Origin of the sequence: Bordetella genomosp. 9, from assembly GCF_002261425.1 — a bacterium.
Classification (GTDB): domain Bacteria; phylum Pseudomonadota; class Gammaproteobacteria; order Burkholderiales; family Burkholderiaceae_B; genus Bordetella_C.
In genome coordinates this window covers 549,885-565,350 of record NZ_NEVJ01000001.1, presented here as the reverse complement: position 1 = coordinate 565,350, position 15,466 = coordinate 549,885, and the positions used below count along the sequence as shown (strand labels likewise).

At 66.1% G+C, this 15,466-nt stretch carries 14 protein-coding genes; 12 read left to right on the top strand and 2 right to left on the bottom strand.

All coding sequences use genetic code 11. The features are described from left to right. Positions 1–3 precede the first annotated feature (3 nt). From CAL26_RS02505 to CAL26_RS02495, 3 genes are read left to right on the top strand one after another with little or no spacing between them, the layout of a single operon-like run. A complete protein-coding gene (locus CAL26_RS02505) occupies positions 4–1,056 on the top strand; it encodes an ABC transporter substrate-binding protein (protein WP_094845336.1) in 1,053 nt (350 codons plus the stop codon). Between the two features lie 9 nt (positions 1,057–1,065). Further along, on the top strand, positions 1,066–1,917 hold the full coding sequence (locus CAL26_RS02500; protein WP_094845335.1) for an ABC transporter permease: 852 nt from the start codon (positions 1,066–1,068) through the stop codon (positions 1,915–1,917). Then, the gene (locus CAL26_RS02495) at positions 1,910–2,731 is read left to right on the top strand and encodes an ABC transporter permease (protein WP_094845334.1); all 822 of its coding nucleotides are present in this window, start codon (positions 1,910–1,912) and stop codon (positions 2,729–2,731) included. Before CAL26_RS02500 ends, CAL26_RS02495 begins: the two co-directional genes overlap by 8 nt. A 44-nt stretch (positions 2,732–2,775) precedes the next feature. Here the strand turns inward: CAL26_RS02495 and CAL26_RS02490 are convergent, their stop codons facing one another. Then, positions 2,776–3,882 carry an acyltransferase family protein gene (locus CAL26_RS02490; protein ID WP_094845333.1) on the bottom strand — a complete coding sequence of 369 codons (1,107 nt, stop codon included), beginning with the start codon at positions 3,880–3,882 and terminating at the stop codon, positions 2,776–2,778. Between the two features lie 393 nt (positions 3,883–4,275). Between CAL26_RS02490 and CAL26_RS02485 the strand changes: the two genes are divergently transcribed. Next, the gene (locus tag CAL26_RS02485; RefSeq protein WP_094845332.1) at positions 4,276–5,148 is read left to right on the top strand and encodes an AraC family transcriptional regulator; all 873 of its coding nucleotides are present in this window, start codon (positions 4,276–4,278) and stop codon (positions 5,146–5,148) included. A 51-nt stretch (positions 5,149–5,199) separates the two neighbouring features. Here the strand turns inward: CAL26_RS02485 and CAL26_RS02480 are convergent, their stop codons facing one another. Beyond that, positions 5,200–6,492 carry an amidohydrolase family protein gene (locus CAL26_RS02480; protein WP_094845331.1) on the bottom strand — a complete coding sequence of 431 codons (1,293 nt, stop codon included), beginning with the start codon at positions 6,490–6,492 and terminating at the stop codon, positions 5,200–5,202. Between the two features lie 219 nt (positions 6,493–6,711). Between CAL26_RS02480 and CAL26_RS02475 the strand changes: the two genes are divergently transcribed. The 8 genes from CAL26_RS02475 (at position 6,712) to CAL26_RS02440 (ending at position 15,457) form a co-directional block, all read left to right on the top strand. Next, entirely contained in the window at positions 6,712–7,503 is a 792-nt protein-coding gene (locus tag CAL26_RS02475) for a class II aldolase/adducin family protein (protein WP_094845330.1), read from the top strand. 72 nt (positions 7,504–7,575) lie between these two features. Further along, positions 7,576–9,141, top strand: a complete 1,566-nt coding sequence (locus CAL26_RS02470) for an ABC transporter substrate-binding protein (RefSeq protein WP_094845329.1) — start codon at positions 7,576–7,578, stop codon at positions 9,139–9,141. Between the two features lie 10 nt (positions 9,142–9,151). Beyond that, a complete protein-coding gene (locus CAL26_RS02465; RefSeq protein ID WP_094845328.1) occupies positions 9,152–10,126 on the top strand; it encodes an ABC transporter permease in 975 nt (324 codons plus the stop codon). Between the two features lie 41 nt (positions 10,127–10,167). Further along, positions 10,168–11,010, top strand: a complete 843-nt coding sequence (locus CAL26_RS02460; RefSeq protein ID WP_094845327.1) for an ABC transporter permease — start codon at positions 10,168–10,170, stop codon at positions 11,008–11,010. A 41-nt stretch (positions 11,011–11,051) separates the two neighbouring features. Continuing rightward, complete coding sequence (locus tag CAL26_RS02455; RefSeq protein WP_218831507.1) at positions 11,052–12,713, top strand: ABC transporter ATP-binding protein; 1,662 nt, start codon at positions 11,052–11,054, stop codon at positions 12,711–12,713. After that, positions 12,710–13,723, top strand: coding sequence for a 2-hydroxyacid dehydrogenase (locus tag CAL26_RS02450; protein WP_306437085.1), 1,014 nt, complete (start codon positions 12,710–12,712; stop codon positions 13,721–13,723). The genes CAL26_RS02455 and CAL26_RS02450 overlap by 4 nt, the downstream gene beginning before the upstream one ends. A gap of 1 nt (position 13,724) precedes the next feature. After that, complete coding sequence (locus CAL26_RS02445) at positions 13,725–14,756, top strand: DMT family transporter (RefSeq protein WP_094845326.1); 1,032 nt, start codon at positions 13,725–13,727, stop codon at positions 14,754–14,756. Further along, positions 14,753–15,457 (top strand): GntR family transcriptional regulator, encoded by a 705-nt coding sequence (locus tag CAL26_RS02440; protein WP_094845325.1) that lies wholly within the window; start codon positions 14,753–14,755, stop codon positions 15,455–15,457. The genes CAL26_RS02445 and CAL26_RS02440 overlap by 4 nt, the downstream gene beginning before the upstream one ends. Positions 15,458–15,466: the final 9 nt, after the last annotated feature.

Genomic DNA, 15,466 nt, shown 5'->3' with positions numbered 1-15,466 from the left:
ACCATGCAATTGAATCGCAGCCGTCGCAGCATGTTGTTCGCCACGCTGGGCCTGGGGGCCGGCGCCATCCTTCCAGGACGCCTGCTCGCCCAGGGACGATCGCTGGTCGCGGCGACGTTCCCGGGCACCTGGAGCGAAGCCCATCGCGCCATCCTGGCGCCCGCTTTCAAGCAGCGCACCGGCGCCACGGTGACGCAGTCCATCCTGCTCGCGCAAGACCAGGTCGCTCGCCTGACGGCAGCCAAGGGCGGCAAGCCGCCTTTCGACGTGGCCATCTTCGATGAACCGCAAGTCCCTGACGCCATCAAGGCCGGCGTCCTGGCGCCCTACCCGGCCGCCCAGTCGCCCAACTATCCCGACCTTCTGCCGGGCTTCCAGGGCCAATGGGGCCCGACGATCTCCATGCAGGTGATCGGCATAGGCTACAACCCCAAGCGCATCAAGACGCCGCCCACGAGCTGGGACGAGCTGTGGGATCCGAAGTACAAGGGGCGCGTGGGTCTGACCGCGCTCAATAGCCAGCTGGGCATCGCCTTCCTGGCCGAACTCAACCGCCTGCGCGGCGGCAGCGCCGACAACTTCGATCCGGCGTTCAAGGCGATCCGCGAATTGATGCCCAACGTGGGCGCGGTGGCCGCCGACCTGGGCGCTTTCGCGACCCTGTGGCAACAGGAGCAGATCGACATCGCGCCCTATAACTTCAATTTCGTGCAGACGCTCAAGAGCAAGGGCGTGCCGGTGGAGCTGGCCATCCCCACGACCGGCGCCGCCGGCTGGAAAACCAGCATGCACCTGGTGGCGAATGCGGTGGAACCGGACCTGGCCGTGCAGTACATCGACACCCACCTGGACCCGGCGGTCCAGGCCGCGATGCTCAAGGCCCCCTACGACGTGATTCCCACCAATCGCAAGGTGGCGCTGGAAGGACCCGTGACGCAGGCCATCGCCAAGACCCAGGACGACCTGGGCAAAATCCGCGGCTTCGACTGGGCCGCGATCAATCCGCGACGCAGCGAGTTGATCGCCCGCTTCAACCGGGAAATCCAGCAGACCTAGGATCCCGCCATGCGCATACCGGAAAGCCGCCTGGCCTTGCCACTCGCGGCGCTGTTTGTCGTCTGCTTCGTCGCGCCGCTGTTCGTCCTGCTGGCCCTGTCGCTGCAGGCCGGCACCGAGGCGCAGGGGTTCTCCCTGGGCCGGGTATCGATCGCCCATTACCGCGACTTCTTCGCCGACGGCTTCAACGATCGCATCCTGGCGCAGACCCTGCTGCTGGGCATCAAGGTGACCGCGGTGTGCCTGCTGTTCGGCTTTCCCGTGGCCTGGATCGCCGCGCGCGCGCGGGCGGGCTGGCAAAGCACGCTGACGCTGCTGATCGTGCTGCCCATACTGACGAGCGTCGTCGTCCGGACTTTCGCGTGGATCGTCATCCTGGGCCGGCACGGCATCGTCAATCAATTGCTCCAATGGCTGGGCCTGACCAGCGACCCGGTCAACCTCCTGTTCACCGAGACGGGTGTGATCATCGTCCTGGCCCAGGTCCAGATGCCGCTCATGGTGCTGCCCATCATGACGGTGCTGTCGAAGCTGGATCCCAATCTGCTGGACGCCTCCCAGGCATTGGGCGCGGGACCGTGGCGCACCTTGCGCCGGGTCGTCGTGCCGCTGGCGGCACCTGGCATCCTGGCCGGATGCATCCTGACCTATGCCGCGTCCGTCACGGCATTCGTCACGCAGACGCTGATCGGCGGCGCCCGCCTGGTGTACATGCCGCTGCGGATCTACCAGGAAGCCATGGGCGCGAACAATTGGCCCTACGCCGCCGCCATTTCGATCATCTTCATGGTCGCGGTGCTGGCCGTCATCGCCATCGCCGGCAAAGTCGGCAATCTCACAAGGAGTCGCGTCCATGCCTAGCCCCGCGCCCGTTTTCGGACGGAGGATCGACTCCGTGCGCCTGGTGTTCGGCACGATGACCGGACTGGCGATGATCGTGCTCGTGCTGCCGACGATCGTCATCCTGGCGACCTCGTTCACCGCGTCCGAGTCGTTGCAGTTCCCGCCGCAAGGCTATTCGCTGCGCTGGTATCGGGAGCTGCTGGACGCGGACCAGATGCGGCAGGCCGCCTGGAACAGCCTGGTGCTGGCCTTCTGGACGATGCTGCTGTCGGCGATCCTCGGAACGGCGGCGGCCCTGGGCCTGTCCTCGGCGAAATCGCGCTGGGCCAAGGCGGCCGACACGCTGTTCATGTCGCCGCTGGTCCTGCCCGCCCTCGCGTTCGGTTTCGCCGCGCTGGTTTTTCTTTATGGCATCGGCCTGCGGCCGAACATGGCCCTGCTGGTGCTGGGCCACACGGTGGTCTGCGTGCCTTTCGTGATACGCACCACGCTGGCCGCCCTGTCGCAAGTGGACCCCGTCCTGCGCGATGCGTCACGCAGCCTGGGCGCCAGCCACAGTCGCACCTTCCGCAAGGTCACCCTGCCGCTGATCGCCAAGGGCGTGGGCGCCGGCGCCTTCCTCGCGTTCATGTCTTCGTTCGACAATGTGCCGGTGTCGCTCTTCCTGGCCGACGAACGGACGGAAGTGCTGCCGATACACCTGTGGCAGCAGATCTCGTCGAACCTGGACGTGCGGGTGGCCTCGGCGTCAGGCGTCATTGTCCTGTCGACGCTGGTCCTGATGCTGCTGGCCGAACGGTTCCTGGGCCTGACGCGCCAGCTGGGCCGCTAGCCGTACGCCAAGGGCGATGCATGCCCGCGGATCATGGGGCGTCGCTATGCCCTGCCCGCCGTTCTAGCGCGCAGTGCGCGGTTCAGCGGCGTGGAGTACCAGCGTGAGACCAGCGCGCCCAGCACGGACGAGCCGACGAAAAACACCAACAGCAAGCCCAGCCGGGCGGCCCCCTGGTAATGCGCGGACGGCGCGTAAGTGCGCAGCAGGCCCAGGACGATCAGGTGCAGCAGATAGATCTCGTAGCAATCGCGCCCGCAGCGCCGCAGCAGGCGCCGGGCCGGACCGGCTGAAGACGGACTCGCCTGGTCACGGCCCAGCAGCAACAACGCCGCTCCCAGCGCCATCGCCGAGACGCCAAGAACGTTGCTCCGACTGATCGGCCACGCCAGGTAGAGCGCGGCCATGGCGATGCCGGCAACCGGACGCACGAAAGTCCGCCGCACCGCGGGCCACGCCTGCGATCGCGCCAGCACGGCCGCGCAGCAGCCGATGGCGATCGCGTCAAAGCAGGCGAGATAGCCGTACAGCCAGGCTTCGGCATCGCCCTGATTCATCAGCCGGTAGAGCGGCCCCGCCACGATCAGCAACCCGGCCAGCGCCAGCAACCATGCGCCGCGCCGCAGCAACACGCAAGCCAGCGGGAACAGCAGGTAGAAGGCCATTTCGACCGACAGCGACCACATCACGCCCAGGGCATAGTTGATCCATCCTTCGCGGATGACCAGCACATTCATCCAGGCGCCGAGCGCGGCGGCATTGGTGGTCCAGAGTGATACCGCGCTGCCCGCACGGTTGCCGAATAGCGGCAGGCCAGCCAGCGCGAGCGTGTCGACGAGCACCAGCGTCAACACCAGCGTGGGCACGATCCGCGCCAGGCGCAGCCGCCAGAAGGGGATCGGCCGGATGGCGTCCAGCCGATCCCAACGCTCGAGCGCATTGCGGGTGATCAGAAACCCCGAGATAACGAAGAAGATCGTCACGCCGTAGTTGCCGTTGCGCGCGACGGCCTGCAGCAGTGGCCAGATCGCATAGCCTCCCAGCGCCGTTTCGCGCAGCGGATACGCGATATTGAAGTGGTGCAACAGCACCAGCAGGATCGACACCCCGCGCAGCGTATCGATGCCGCCATCGCGCGTCGTGGCATACACCGCTGGCGGAGGCTTAAGAGAAACCGGAGCGGATTCGACAGGGTTGGAAGTTTTATCCAGTGGATCCGCAATTTTGCCGTTCATTGTCAGCCTAGCGTGGCTTTGTCGCAAGAGATCGTATGGAAGTGGGATGGTATGCGCTCCCGTGCGGCATTGCGAGTCCAGGAGGAAGCGAAGAATAACGCGGCAGAAATCGACCCAGTGACGGCCAGGCCGAGTAGGAGCGTGTAAAACAGGAAGTTGCCTATCCCGAAGTGTTGATGTCGACCATTCCCAAGCCCGTCGCAAAGAAGTAATAACAATTTGGGTTGTCTCACGATTGAGCAAGCTCGGCTAGGCGCGATACATCGATCATGGACGAACATGACGCCTGCCGTTCAATTCAGATAAATCATGCCAACTCATGCCGATTCCAACAGTGCTTATGCGAAGCGCTTCAACGCCGTACTCACGTACATCGAGATGAACCTCGATGGCGACTTGTCTGTGGAAGCGCTAAGTCGCGTGGCGAATTTTTCGAAATTCCATTTTCATCGACAGTTTGCAGCCTACGTCGGGACGCCAGTTGCACGCTACGTGCAATGGATGCGTTTGCGGCGAGCCGCCCATCTCCTGGCAGCGCGGGAGCCCTGCTCGGTGCTTGACGCGGCGTTCGGCGCGGGGTTCGACAGTCCCGAAGCATTCAGCCGCGCATTCAAGCGAACGTTCGGCATGACACCGACCGCCTTTCGGCAACACCCAAATTGGCAGATCTGGAGTGCGACGCTTGTAGTCCCCTACCTTTCAAGGAAACTCACCATGCAAGTACGAATCGTCGATTTCTCGGCAACTCGCGTTGCCGCCCTGGAACACAACGGGCCACCTGGGCTCGTGAGCCAAAGCGTGAACAAGTTCGTCGACTGGCGCACGCGAAGCGGGCAATCTCCCGTTGCGTCGAGCAGAACGTTCGGCATTCCGCATAACAATCCGGACACGACTCCTGCGGATGAATTCCGCTTCGATATATGCGGGGAAATCCACGAACCCATTATGCCGAACGCCCATGGCGTTCGCGAGTCCATCATATCTGGTGGTCGATGCGCAGTAGTTCGGCATGTCGGGTCGACCGATCATATTGGCGAGACCATCTATCCAATCTATCGGGATTGGCTCCCAACCAGCGGAGAGGAACTTCGGGACCATCCGCTGTTCTTTCACTACCTGAGCGTCTTTCCGGAAACGCCACAAGATCAGTGGCAAACGGACATCTATGTTCCGCTCAAGTGACGGAAGACGATTCTTCGCCGCAGCCGCGGCTATCCACCCTTTGGCCCAGGATCAGGACGCCGTCTCGCGTGGCGGCAACTGGAAGGCCACGGCGCCTGGGCGACCCTCCACGAACAGCGACGCGGTCGCCGGCGGTGTCGTCGCGATGACTTTGCCCGCCCGCATCACCAGCAGCCGCGTGGCGCGCAGGCGTATGGCTTCGACCGGGTCGCGCGCCTGCAACAGTACCAGGTCGGCACGCTTGCCGGGCGCGATGCCCAGGTCGTCCAGGCCCAGGATGCGCGCCGGGGTCTCCGTGACCGCGGTGAAGCACGCGCGCATGGCGGTTTGCCCCGTCATTTGCGCCACATGCAATCCCATGTGGGCCACTTCCAGCATGTCGGCGCTGCCCAGGCCGTACCAGGGATCCATGACGCAATCGTGGCCGAAGGCGACCGGCACGCCGGCTTCGAGCAGTTCCGGGACGCGCGTCATGCCGCGCCGCTTGGGATAGGTGTCGTGGCGACCCTGCAGCGTAATGTTGATGAGCGGATTGGCAATCGCCGCGACGCCGGACTCACGTATCAGAGGCAACAGCTTCGAGACATAGTAGTTATCCATCGAATGCATGGAAGTCAGGTGCGACCCCGCCACACGGCCCTGCAGGCCCAGGCGCTGCGTATGGAATGCCAGCGTTTCGATATGGCGCGATAGCGGATCGTCGCTTTCGTCGCAGTGCATGTCCACGCGCAAGCCCCGCTGCGCCGCGAGCTCGCACAGTATGCGCACCGATTCCGCGCCATCCTGCATGGTGCGTTCGAAATGCGGGATGCCCCCCACCACATCGACGCCCATATCCAGTGCCCGCTTCAGGTTTTCCAGCGCGTTGGGCGCCCGCAAGACGCCGTCCTGCGGAAACGCCACCAGTTGCAGGTCCAGGTAGGGCCGTACCCGTTCGCGGACGTGTAATAACGCCTCCACCGCCAGCAGGCGCGGGTCGCAGACGTCGACGTGGCTGCGTATGGCCAGCAGGCCTTTGGCCACGGCCCAGTCGCAGTAGGCCAACGCCCTTTCCACCAGCGCCTCCTGGCTGAGCAGGGGTTTCAGTTCGCCCCACAAGGCGATGCCTTCCAGCAGCGTGCCGGAGCCGTTCACGCGCGGCAGGCCGTACGACAACGTCGAGTCCATGTGGAAGTGCGCGTCGACGAACGGCGGGCTGACCAGCTGGCCGGCGGCGTCCACCACGCGCGCGGCTTCGGCCTGCAATCGCGGCTGCACCGCCGCGATGCGTCCGTCCGCGATGCCGATATCGATACCGGTACGGCCGTCCGGCAGGGTGCAGTCTTTCAGGATGGCGTCAAGCATACGATGGCACTCCCAGGAAAGGCGGACGCTGGTCGCGACAGCTTATACCGGGAGTCCTGCCGGACCGGTGCATGCCGCCACAGCTCAGCAATAACCCTGATCTTGCGGGTTATCCCTCTTTGCGCCGCCGTGGAAGCGCTGCAAGCTGTCGACAGACGACAGTTATAGACCATCCCGGCCGCACAATGGCCGTGCCCACCCAACGATCGAAGGTAAGTCATGGCCGTGCAAACCCTGCAGCAGCGTCCGGCTTCCATGTCCGAGGCGGAACGCCAGATGCGCGTCGACCTCGCGGCCGCCTATCGGCTGGTCGCCCATTACGGGATGGACGACAGCATCTATACGCATATCTCCGCGCGCGTGCCGGGTACGGAAGACCAGTTCCTGATCAACCCCTTCGGCATGCTGTTTCGGGACATCACGGCATCCTCGCTGGTCAAGATCGACCTGGACGGCCACATCGTCGAGCCGAACGGCCATGATGTGAATCCCGCCGGCTTCACGATCCATAGCGCCGTGCACATGGCCCGCCATGACGCCACCTGCGTCCTGCATACCCATACCGTCGCGGGGGTCGGGGTGTCCTCGCTGGCCTGCGGCCTGCAGCCCTGCAACCAGTGGGCGATGCAGTTCCACAACCGTGTCGTCTACCACGAATACGAAGGCATCGCGCTCGATCACGGCGAGCGCGAACGCCTGATCGAGGACCTGGGCCCGACTTCGCGCGCCATGATCCTGCGCAATCACGGCCTGCTGACCCTGGGCTCCACCGTGGCCGAGGCCTTCATCCTTCACCTGAATCTGGAACGTGCGTGCCGCGTGCAAATGGCCATCCAGGCCACCGGCCAGGCCGTTCATCCCGTGCCTGAGGACATCGCCGAACGCACCGCCCGGCAGTACGAGAGCGGCGACAGCAACCGCCTGCCGGGACGTCCCGATCCCAACGCGCGCGAATGGCGCGCGATGCTGCAACGCCTGGAACCGCCAAGCAGCGCGTCCTATCGCGACTGACCCGCCCTACCCGCATCGCCCGGATGCCGGGCGCGCCATTCCATTCCGTTCATCCAGAAGGATCCACCCGTCATGAATCGTCGTGAGCTCATCAAGTTGGGCGCAGCAGGCCTGGGCATTTCCATCGCCGGGGTACCGTTGTCCGCGCTGGCGCAAGCCAAGAAGGGCGGCACCCTCAACGTCATCGTGCAGCCGGAACCGCCCGGGCTGATGCTCGGCATCATCCAGAACGGGCCTGCCCAGATGGTCGCCGGCAACATCTACGAAGGCCTGCTGCGTTACGACGAGAAACTGGAGCCGCACCCGCAACTGGCGACGTCCTGGACCGCGAGCGACGACGGCCTGACCTATACCTTCAAGCTCAAGCCCGACGTGAGCTGGCACGACGGCAAGCCCTTCACCGCCGACGACGTGGTGTTCTCCGCCGATGTCTTCCTGCGCAAGACGCACGCGCGGCTGCGCGGCAATCTGGAGGCCGTGGACACGATCAAGGCGCTGGACCCGCTGACCGTCCAGTTCAAGCTGAAGTATCCCTTCGGGCCGTTCCTGGGCCTGTTCGAAAACGGCTCCATGCCCATGGTGCCCAAGCATATCTACGAAGGCACGGACTTCCTTGCCAACTCCGCCAACAGCACGCCCATCGGCACGGGCCCCTTCAAATTCAAGGAGTGGGTCAAGGGCTCGTACATTCATCTGGTGGCGAACGACAAATACCACGTCAAGGACCTGCCCCTGGTCGATAACGTCTATTTCCATGTCATCCCCGATGCGGCCTCGCGCGCCGCGGCCTTCGAGTCCGGCAAGGTGGACATCGTGCCGGGCGGCGCCGTGGAGTTCTTCGACGTCGCGCGCCTGGCCAAGCTGCCCGGCGCCGCGGTGACGACCAAGGGCTGGGAGTTCTTTGCCCCGCAATCGTGGCTGTGGCTGAACAACCGCAAGGCGCCGATGGACAACGTCAAGTTCCGGCAGGCCGTCATGTACGCGATCAATCGCGACGCCATGACGAAGATTGCGTACCAGGGTTATGCGAAGGTCGCCACCGGTCCCTTCAACAGCCACATCAAGTACTACAGCGACGATGTGGCCAAGTATCCCCATGACCTGAACAAGGCCAAGCAGCTGCTGGCGGAATCCGGCTACAAGGGCGAGACGCTGCGCCTGCTGCCCTTGCCCTACGGAGAGACCTGGCAGCGCCAGGCGGAGATCGTGCGGCAGAACCTGATGCAGGCGGGCATCAAGATCGACCTGACGCCCTCGGATGTCGCCGGGTGGAATCAGCGGCTGAACGAATGGGATTACGACATCGCGTTCACCTACGTGTACCAGTATGGCGATCCAGCCCTGGGCGTGGCCCGCAACTACACCAGCAGCACCATCGCCAAAGGCTCGCCTTTCAACAACGTCGAAGGCTACAGCAACCCCAAGGTGGACGAATTGTTCGCCAGCGGCGCGCGCGCCGTGGACCCGAAGCAACGTGCCGACGCCTATCTCCAGGTGCAGAAAATCCTGCTGCAGGACGTACCCGTGGCCTGGCTGCACGAGATCGAGTTTCCCACCCTGTACCGCACCAAGGTGCATGACCCCGTCAGTTCCGCCATCGGCTTGAACGACGGCCTGAGCCGCGCCTGGATCGGTTGACCCGCGAGCGATGAAACGCCTGCAATTCATGCTGACCCGGCTGGCGCAGGGCCTGGTGGCCCTGATGCTGATCGCCACCGTCAACTTCCTGCTGATACGTGCCGCTCCGGGCGATCCGGTGGCGGTCATGGCGGGAGAGGCCGGCGCCTCGGACGCGCAATTCGTTTCGCAATTGCGCGGCCAGTTCGGCCTGGACCAGCCCCTGGGCACGCAGCTTTTCAAATACCTGCAACACGTCGTGCATCTGGACCTGGGCTATTCGTACCGCCAGCAGCAGCCCGTGATGGCCCTGATCGCGGATCGCCTGCCGGCGACCCTGCTGCTGACCGGCAGCGCCTTCGTGCTGTCGCTGATACTGGGCGTCATGGCGGGCGCGCTGGCCAGCCGCCGCGCCGGCAGCTGGGTGGACAGCCTGGTCACCGTGGTCTCGCTGGTGTTCTACGCCACCCCGCTCTACTGGCTGGCCATGATGGCGGTGCTGCTGTTCACCGTCAAACTCGGCGTGCTGCCCGGCTTCGGCTACTTCACCGTCGGCGCGGACCTGCACGGCATGGCCCTGGCATGGGATATCGCCCAGCACCTGGTGCTGCCCGCGCTGACGCTGGCGCTGTTCTATATGGCGGTCTACGCGCGCATGACGCGCGCCTCGATGCTGGAGGTCGCGCAGATGGATTTCGTCAAGACCGCACGCGCCAAGGGCGTACGGCCGGGACGCATCCAGCGCGCCCACATCCTGCGCAATGCGTTGCTGCCGGTAGTGACGCTGGCGGGAATCCAGGCCGGCGGCATGATAGGCGGCGCGGTCCTCACCGAAACCGTATTCGCCTGGCCCGGTATCGGCCGGCTGATGTTCGATGCCTTGATGCAGCGCGACTACAACCTGCTGCTGGGATGCTTCCTGGTAGCCGCGGCGATGGCCGTGCTCTTCAACCTGATCACCGACTTCGTCTACACGCTGGTCGATCCTCGTATCGAGTTGACCTAGGGGCGGCCGACACGCCCTGGCGGAAAAAAAGGGGAAAGCCCATGAGCAAAGCATTCTGGCGGCGCTTCTGCCGCAACAAGGGCGCCGTGGCCGGCCTGCTGGTGCTGGTCCTGACCGCGGCGGCGGCCATCTTCGGTCCCATGTTCGCCCCCGGCAATCCATGGGACATGACACAGATGCCATTCCTGGCGCCGGGCGCCGAACCGGGCGTGCTGATGGGAACGGACACGCTGGGCCGCGACATCCTGTCGGGCGTCATCTATGGCGCCCGCGTGTCGTTGCTGATAGGCGTTGTGTCCACCGTGGTGTCGCTGCTGATCGGCGTGGGCATCGGCGCGGTGGCCGGATACTTCGGCCGCTGGGTCGACGCGGCGCTGATGCGCTTTACCGAAATCTTCCAGTGCATACCCAGTTTCGCGCTGGCCATCGTGCTGGTCGCCATCTTCCAGCCGTCGGTGCGATCCATCGTGGCGGCGATAGGCCTGGTGTCCTGGCCGCCGGTGGCCCGCCTGGTGCGCGGCGAATTCCTGACGCTCAGGCAGCGCGATTTCGTCGCCGCGGCGCGCCTGGCCGGCCAGTCCACGCCGCGCATCATCCTGACGCAGATCCTGCCCAACGCCGCGTCGCCCATCATCGTGATGGCGTCGCTGATGGTGGCCACCAGCATCCTGCTGGAATCCAGCCTGAGTTTCCTGGGACTGGGCGACCCCAACGAGATGAGCTGGGGCTACATGGTGGGCTCCGCGCGCAGCGTGCTGCAGCAGGCCTGGTGGATGGCCGTGTTCCCCGGGCTGGCCATTCTGCTCACCGTGCTGGCCTTGAACCTGGTGGGCGAAGGCTTGAACGACGGCCTGAACGCCCGGCTGGATGGGAGAGGCCGATGAACGTGGCCTCGATGAGCGTGGCCTCGATGAGCGTGGCCCCAATGAGCATGGCCTCTACGCCAGGCATGGACGGCGATGCCGCGCCAGTCCTGGATGTGCAGGACCTGAGCATCCGCCTGCCCAAGGGCGGCGACCGCGAACTCGCGGTGCGCCAGGTTTCCTTCGCCATCCTGCCCGGCCAGACGCTGTGCGTCGTCGGCGAATCGGGTTCGGGCAAGTCGATGATCGCCAATGCCGTCATGGGCCTGCTGCCGCGGCCCGCCGTATCGCCCGTCGCCGGCCGCATCCTGTTCGAAGGGCAGGACCTGCTGGCCCTGGACGAAGAGCGGCTGCGCGCGCTGCGCGGCCAGCGCATGGGCATGGTGTTCCAGGAGCCGATGTCCGCGCTGAACCCGGTGATGCGCATCGGCGAGCAGATCGCCGAAGTCTTCGACGCCCACATCAGGCTGCCCGCCGCGGAAAAGCGCCGGCGCATCGTCGCCGCGCTGGCCGATGTGGGCCTGCCCGATCCGGAACTCCTGGTGGACGCCTATCCCTTCCGCCTGTCGGGCGGGCAGCGGCAGCGCGTGATGATCGCCTGCGCCCTGGCGCTGGAACCCCGGCTGCTGATCGCCGACGAGCCGACCACGGCGCTGGACGTCACCACGCAGGCACAGATCCTGGCGCTGATGCGGGACCTGCAGCGGCGGCGCGGCACCGCGCTGCTTTTCATCACCCACGATTTCGGGGTCGTCGCCGAGATCGCCGACCACGTGGTGGTCATGCAAACCGGCAGCGTGGTGGAATCCGGCCCCGCCGCGCAGCTGCTGTCGGCCCCCCGGCAGCCGTATACGCGCCAGTTGATCGCCGCCATTCCCCAAGGCACGCCGCGCGCCGCCGAGGCCGCGCCGGATCCGCTGCATCTGCTGCAAGTGCAGGATCTGTGCAAGACCTATGTCACGGCAGGCAGCCTGTTCCGCCGCGGCCGCGAAGTGCCGGCCGTCAGCGACGTCAGCTTCACGCTGCGCCGTGGGCAGACACTGGGCCTGGTCGGCGAGTCCGGCTCCGGCAAATCCACGGTGGGACGCTGCATCGTCGGACTGCAGGATTTCGATCGCGGCCGCGTCCTGTTCAAGGGGCAGAACCTGCTTTCGGGGGCGCGCTTCCGCGAACTGTCCCGGGGCCGCATCCAGATGGTGTTCCAGGATCCCTATGCATCCCTGAACCCGCGCCATCGTATCGGCGCGACCATCGCCGCCGGCCCCATCGCCCAAGGCATGCCGAAAAAGCAGGCCATGGCCAAGGCCATCGAACTGCTGCAGCTGGTCGGACTTGGACCGGAGGCCGCCGACCGCAACCCGCACGAGTTCTCGGGGGGACAGCGCCAACGCATCGGCATCGCGCGCGCCCTGGCCATGGAGCCGGAACTGCTGGTCGCGGACGAACCGGTATCCGCGCTGGACGTTTCCGTCCAGGCACAGGTGCTGGACCTGTTCGCCCGCGTGCGCGAGCAGTTCCGGCTGGCCATGGTGTTCATCACGCACGACCTGCGCGTGGCCGGGGAAATGTGCGACCACATCGCCGTCATGCAACGCGGCCGGATCGTCGAATACGGTGCCACCGCGGATGTCCTGCGCAACCCTCGCCACGCGTACACGCGGACGCTGATCGACGCCGTACCCAGGCTGGCGCGCATCGAAGACGGACAGGCGGAACGAGGATGACCGATATCGCGATGCGTGGCGTGGGCGATGCATGCCCGGACGATGTGCAAGCTTTTGCCGGATTCGACGGATGGCGCCCGCGTGTCGCATTGCTCAGCACGCAGCTCGATATGCGTTATCTGCTGCCGGCCTTCGCCGAACTGTTTCCGGAAGCCGACGTGCGCCTGGAGCCTGCGCTGGGCGATCTTCGGGAGATCGATGCGGCGGTGTGCTGGATGCCGCCGCGCGGCCTGCTGGCCCGGATGCCCGGGCTGAAGCTGATCCAGTCCATCGCCGCCGGCATCGACCACATCACCGGCGACCCGGCCTTGCCCGCCGTTCCCTTGTGCCGCATGGTGGACCCCGACATGGCGGCGGGCATGGCGGCCTACGTCTGCTGGGCAGTGACGCATCACCAGCGCCATATGGACGCTTATGCGGCGTCCGCGGCCGCGGGGCTGTGGCAGGAACAGCCGGTGGAGGCCCCGGGCGAGCACCGTGTAGGTATCGCCGGACTGGGCGCGCTGGGCGTACGCTGCGCCCTGGCCTTGCGTGCCATCGGCTACCGCGTCAGCGGCTGGAGCCGCGGCGCCAAGTCCGGGCTGCCGGACGACATCACGCTGTTCCATGGAGATGCGCAGCGCGCGGCCTTCCTGGGCAACTGCGATACCCTGGTATGCCTGCTTCCGTACACGCCAGAAACGCATGGGATCCTCGATGCCGAATGCTTCGCCCTTCTGCCGCGCGGCGCGCATCTCATCAACGTGGGGCGCGGCGCACATGTGGTGCAAGACGACCTGCTGCAAGCCCTGGACAGCGGCCAGCTGGGCTACGCCACCATGGACACCTTCACGCAGGAACCCCTGCCGGCCGACCATCCTTACTGGGCGCATCCGCGCGTACGGGTGACGCCCCACGTCGCCTCGCGCACGCCGGCGCGAGCGATCGCGCGCCAGACCCGGATCAACCTGGCGCAGATCGCGCGGGGCAATACGGCCATGGTCGCCGTCGATCCTGCCAGGGGCTACTGAGATGGCCTCCCACGCGCGCGTCGCATCCACGACGGTAACGACCCGCGACGCGGCCCGCGACACGGCCCACGATGGGGCCCACGACGGGGCCCACAGCGCGGCCGTCGCGGGCGATGGCGGCGCCGCGTCCGTGCGCGTCGGCATCGCGCTGTTCCTGGCCGCCTTGTGCGCCTTCGCCACCTTCGATGCCTTCTGCAAGCAGATGCTGGCGACGTATTCGTCGCCTTTCATGAATCTCATGCGCTACGTCGCCACCAGCACGATTGCGGCGTTTTGGCTGGCGCGGCAGGCGCGCCATGGCGTGTCCTTGCGCCTGTGGCGAGCGCCGCATCGCGGATTGCTGCTGGCGCGCAGCGTGGCGCTGGCCTGCGTGGCCACCGCCTTCATGACCGCGCTGACCATCATGCCGCTGGCCGAGGCGACGGCCATCTACTTCACCTCGCCCCTGATCATGGTGGCGCTGTCGCCCTGGCTGCTGGGCGAGCGGGTCGGTCCGATGCAATGGACCGCCGTCATCGCCGGCTTCGCGGGCATGCTGCTCATCGTGCGGCCCGGCGGCGACCTGCCCTGGACGGGCGCCGTGCTCATGGCCATCGCCGCCGTCAGCTATGCGTTCTTCCAGCTGCTGACCCGCCGGCTATCCGGGCTGGTGGCCGCGCCGGTACAGTACGCTTATATGGCCGTGGTCTGCCTGGTCATTACCGGCACGCCCGCCCTCTTCGCCTTGCCCGCCGCCTGGCCCGGATGGCCGCAGCTCCTGCTGCTGCTGGCGGGCGGCGCGTGCAGCGGCGTGGCGCAACTTCTGCTGCTCGCCGCCTTCCGCCGGGCGCAGGCTTCCATCCTGGCCCCCTTGAACTACCTACAACTGATGCTGGCTGTCCTGATAAGCACCTTCTGGTTCGACCGCCCCCCCGATACCGTCGCGCTGGCCGGCATCGCGCTGATCATGGGCAGCGGCGCGTGGCTGGCGTTGCGCCGGCACAATACCCGCGCTGGCGCGCCCGGCGGTGGCGCATCGGCCCCGTCACGATGAAGACCACCACGATCCTGGACGACGATGGCGGCTTCGCCCCCATCGAGGCCACCGACCTTGTGGCGGAAGTCGAAGCCCAGTTGATACACGCGATCGCCGCGGGCCAGCTGCCGCCGGGCGCCCGCATCATCGAGGCCGAGCTGGCGCGGCGCATGGGCATCAGCCGCGCACCCGTTCGGGAAGCCGCGCGCCGCCTGGAACGCCAAGGCATCGTCGTCGCCCGTCCGCGCCACGGCTTCATGGTGCGGACCATCACCGCCGGCGAAATCGACGATCTGTACCAGGTTCGCCTGCACATGGAACTGCAGGCCGTCGAACTCGCCTGCAAAAACGCCGACGACGCCGGCATGCACCGGTTGCAAGCCGCGCTGGCGCGCATGGTGGCCGAAGCCGCCAGCGCGCCCCAGACGCAGCGGGTGATGCGCGACCTGGAGTTCCATACTTTGATCTGCGAGCTCTCGGGCAACGGCTACCTGCTGCGCCTGTTCATGAACATGCGCACGGAGCTGCGCATGATCATGGCGCTGATCGAGCTGGCCTACCAGGATCCGCAACGCGTCGCCGAAACGCATCAGCCGATCGTCGACTGCCTGCGCCGGCGCGACGTCGCCGCGGCATCCGCGGCGATGCGCCTGCATCTGGAGGACGCGCGGCTGCATGTGCGCGCGCTTTACCAGGAAAAGCATGGAGTCCCGGCATAGGGCCGGGAC

What these genes read in the sequence shown, in the direction of transcription:
- CAL26_RS02505 (WP_094845336.1), top strand. Translation starts at nt 4, where the DNA reads ATGCAATTGAATCGCAGCCGTCGCAGCATGTTGTTCGCCACGCTGGGC.
- CAL26_RS02500 (WP_094845335.1), top strand. Translation starts at nt 1,066, where the DNA reads ATGCGCATACCGGAAAGCCGCCTGGCCTTGCCACTCGCGGCGCTGTTT.
- CAL26_RS02495 (WP_094845334.1), top strand. Translation starts at nt 1,910, where the DNA reads ATGCCTAGCCCCGCGCCCGTTTTCGGACGGAGGATCGACTCCGTGCGC.
- CAL26_RS02485 (WP_094845332.1), top strand. Translation starts at nt 4,276, where the DNA reads ATGCCAACTCATGCCGATTCCAACAGTGCTTATGCGAAGCGCTTCAAC.
- CAL26_RS02480 (WP_094845331.1), bottom strand. Translation starts at nt 6,492, where the DNA reads ATGCTTGACGCCATCCTGAAAGACTGCACCCTGCCGGACGGCCGTACC.
- CAL26_RS02475 (WP_094845330.1), top strand. Translation starts at nt 6,712, where the DNA reads ATGGCCGTGCAAACCCTGCAGCAGCGTCCGGCTTCCATGTCCGAGGCG.
- CAL26_RS02470 (WP_094845329.1), top strand. Translation starts at nt 7,576, where the DNA reads ATGAATCGTCGTGAGCTCATCAAGTTGGGCGCAGCAGGCCTGGGCATT.
- CAL26_RS02465 (WP_094845328.1), top strand. Translation starts at nt 9,152, where the DNA reads ATGAAACGCCTGCAATTCATGCTGACCCGGCTGGCGCAGGGCCTGGTG.
- CAL26_RS02460 (WP_094845327.1), top strand. Translation starts at nt 10,168, where the DNA reads ATGAGCAAAGCATTCTGGCGGCGCTTCTGCCGCAACAAGGGCGCCGTG.
- CAL26_RS02455 (WP_218831507.1), top strand. Translation starts at nt 11,052, where the DNA reads ATGAGCATGGCCTCTACGCCAGGCATGGACGGCGATGCCGCGCCAGTC.
- CAL26_RS02450 (WP_306437085.1), top strand. Translation starts at nt 12,710, where the DNA reads ATGACCGATATCGCGATGCGTGGCGTGGGCGATGCATGCCCGGACGAT.
- CAL26_RS02445 (WP_094845326.1), top strand. Translation starts at nt 13,725, where the DNA reads ATGGCCTCCCACGCGCGCGTCGCATCCACGACGGTAACGACCCGCGAC.
- CAL26_RS02440 (WP_094845325.1), top strand. Translation starts at nt 14,753, where the DNA reads ATGAAGACCACCACGATCCTGGACGACGATGGCGGCTTCGCCCCCATC.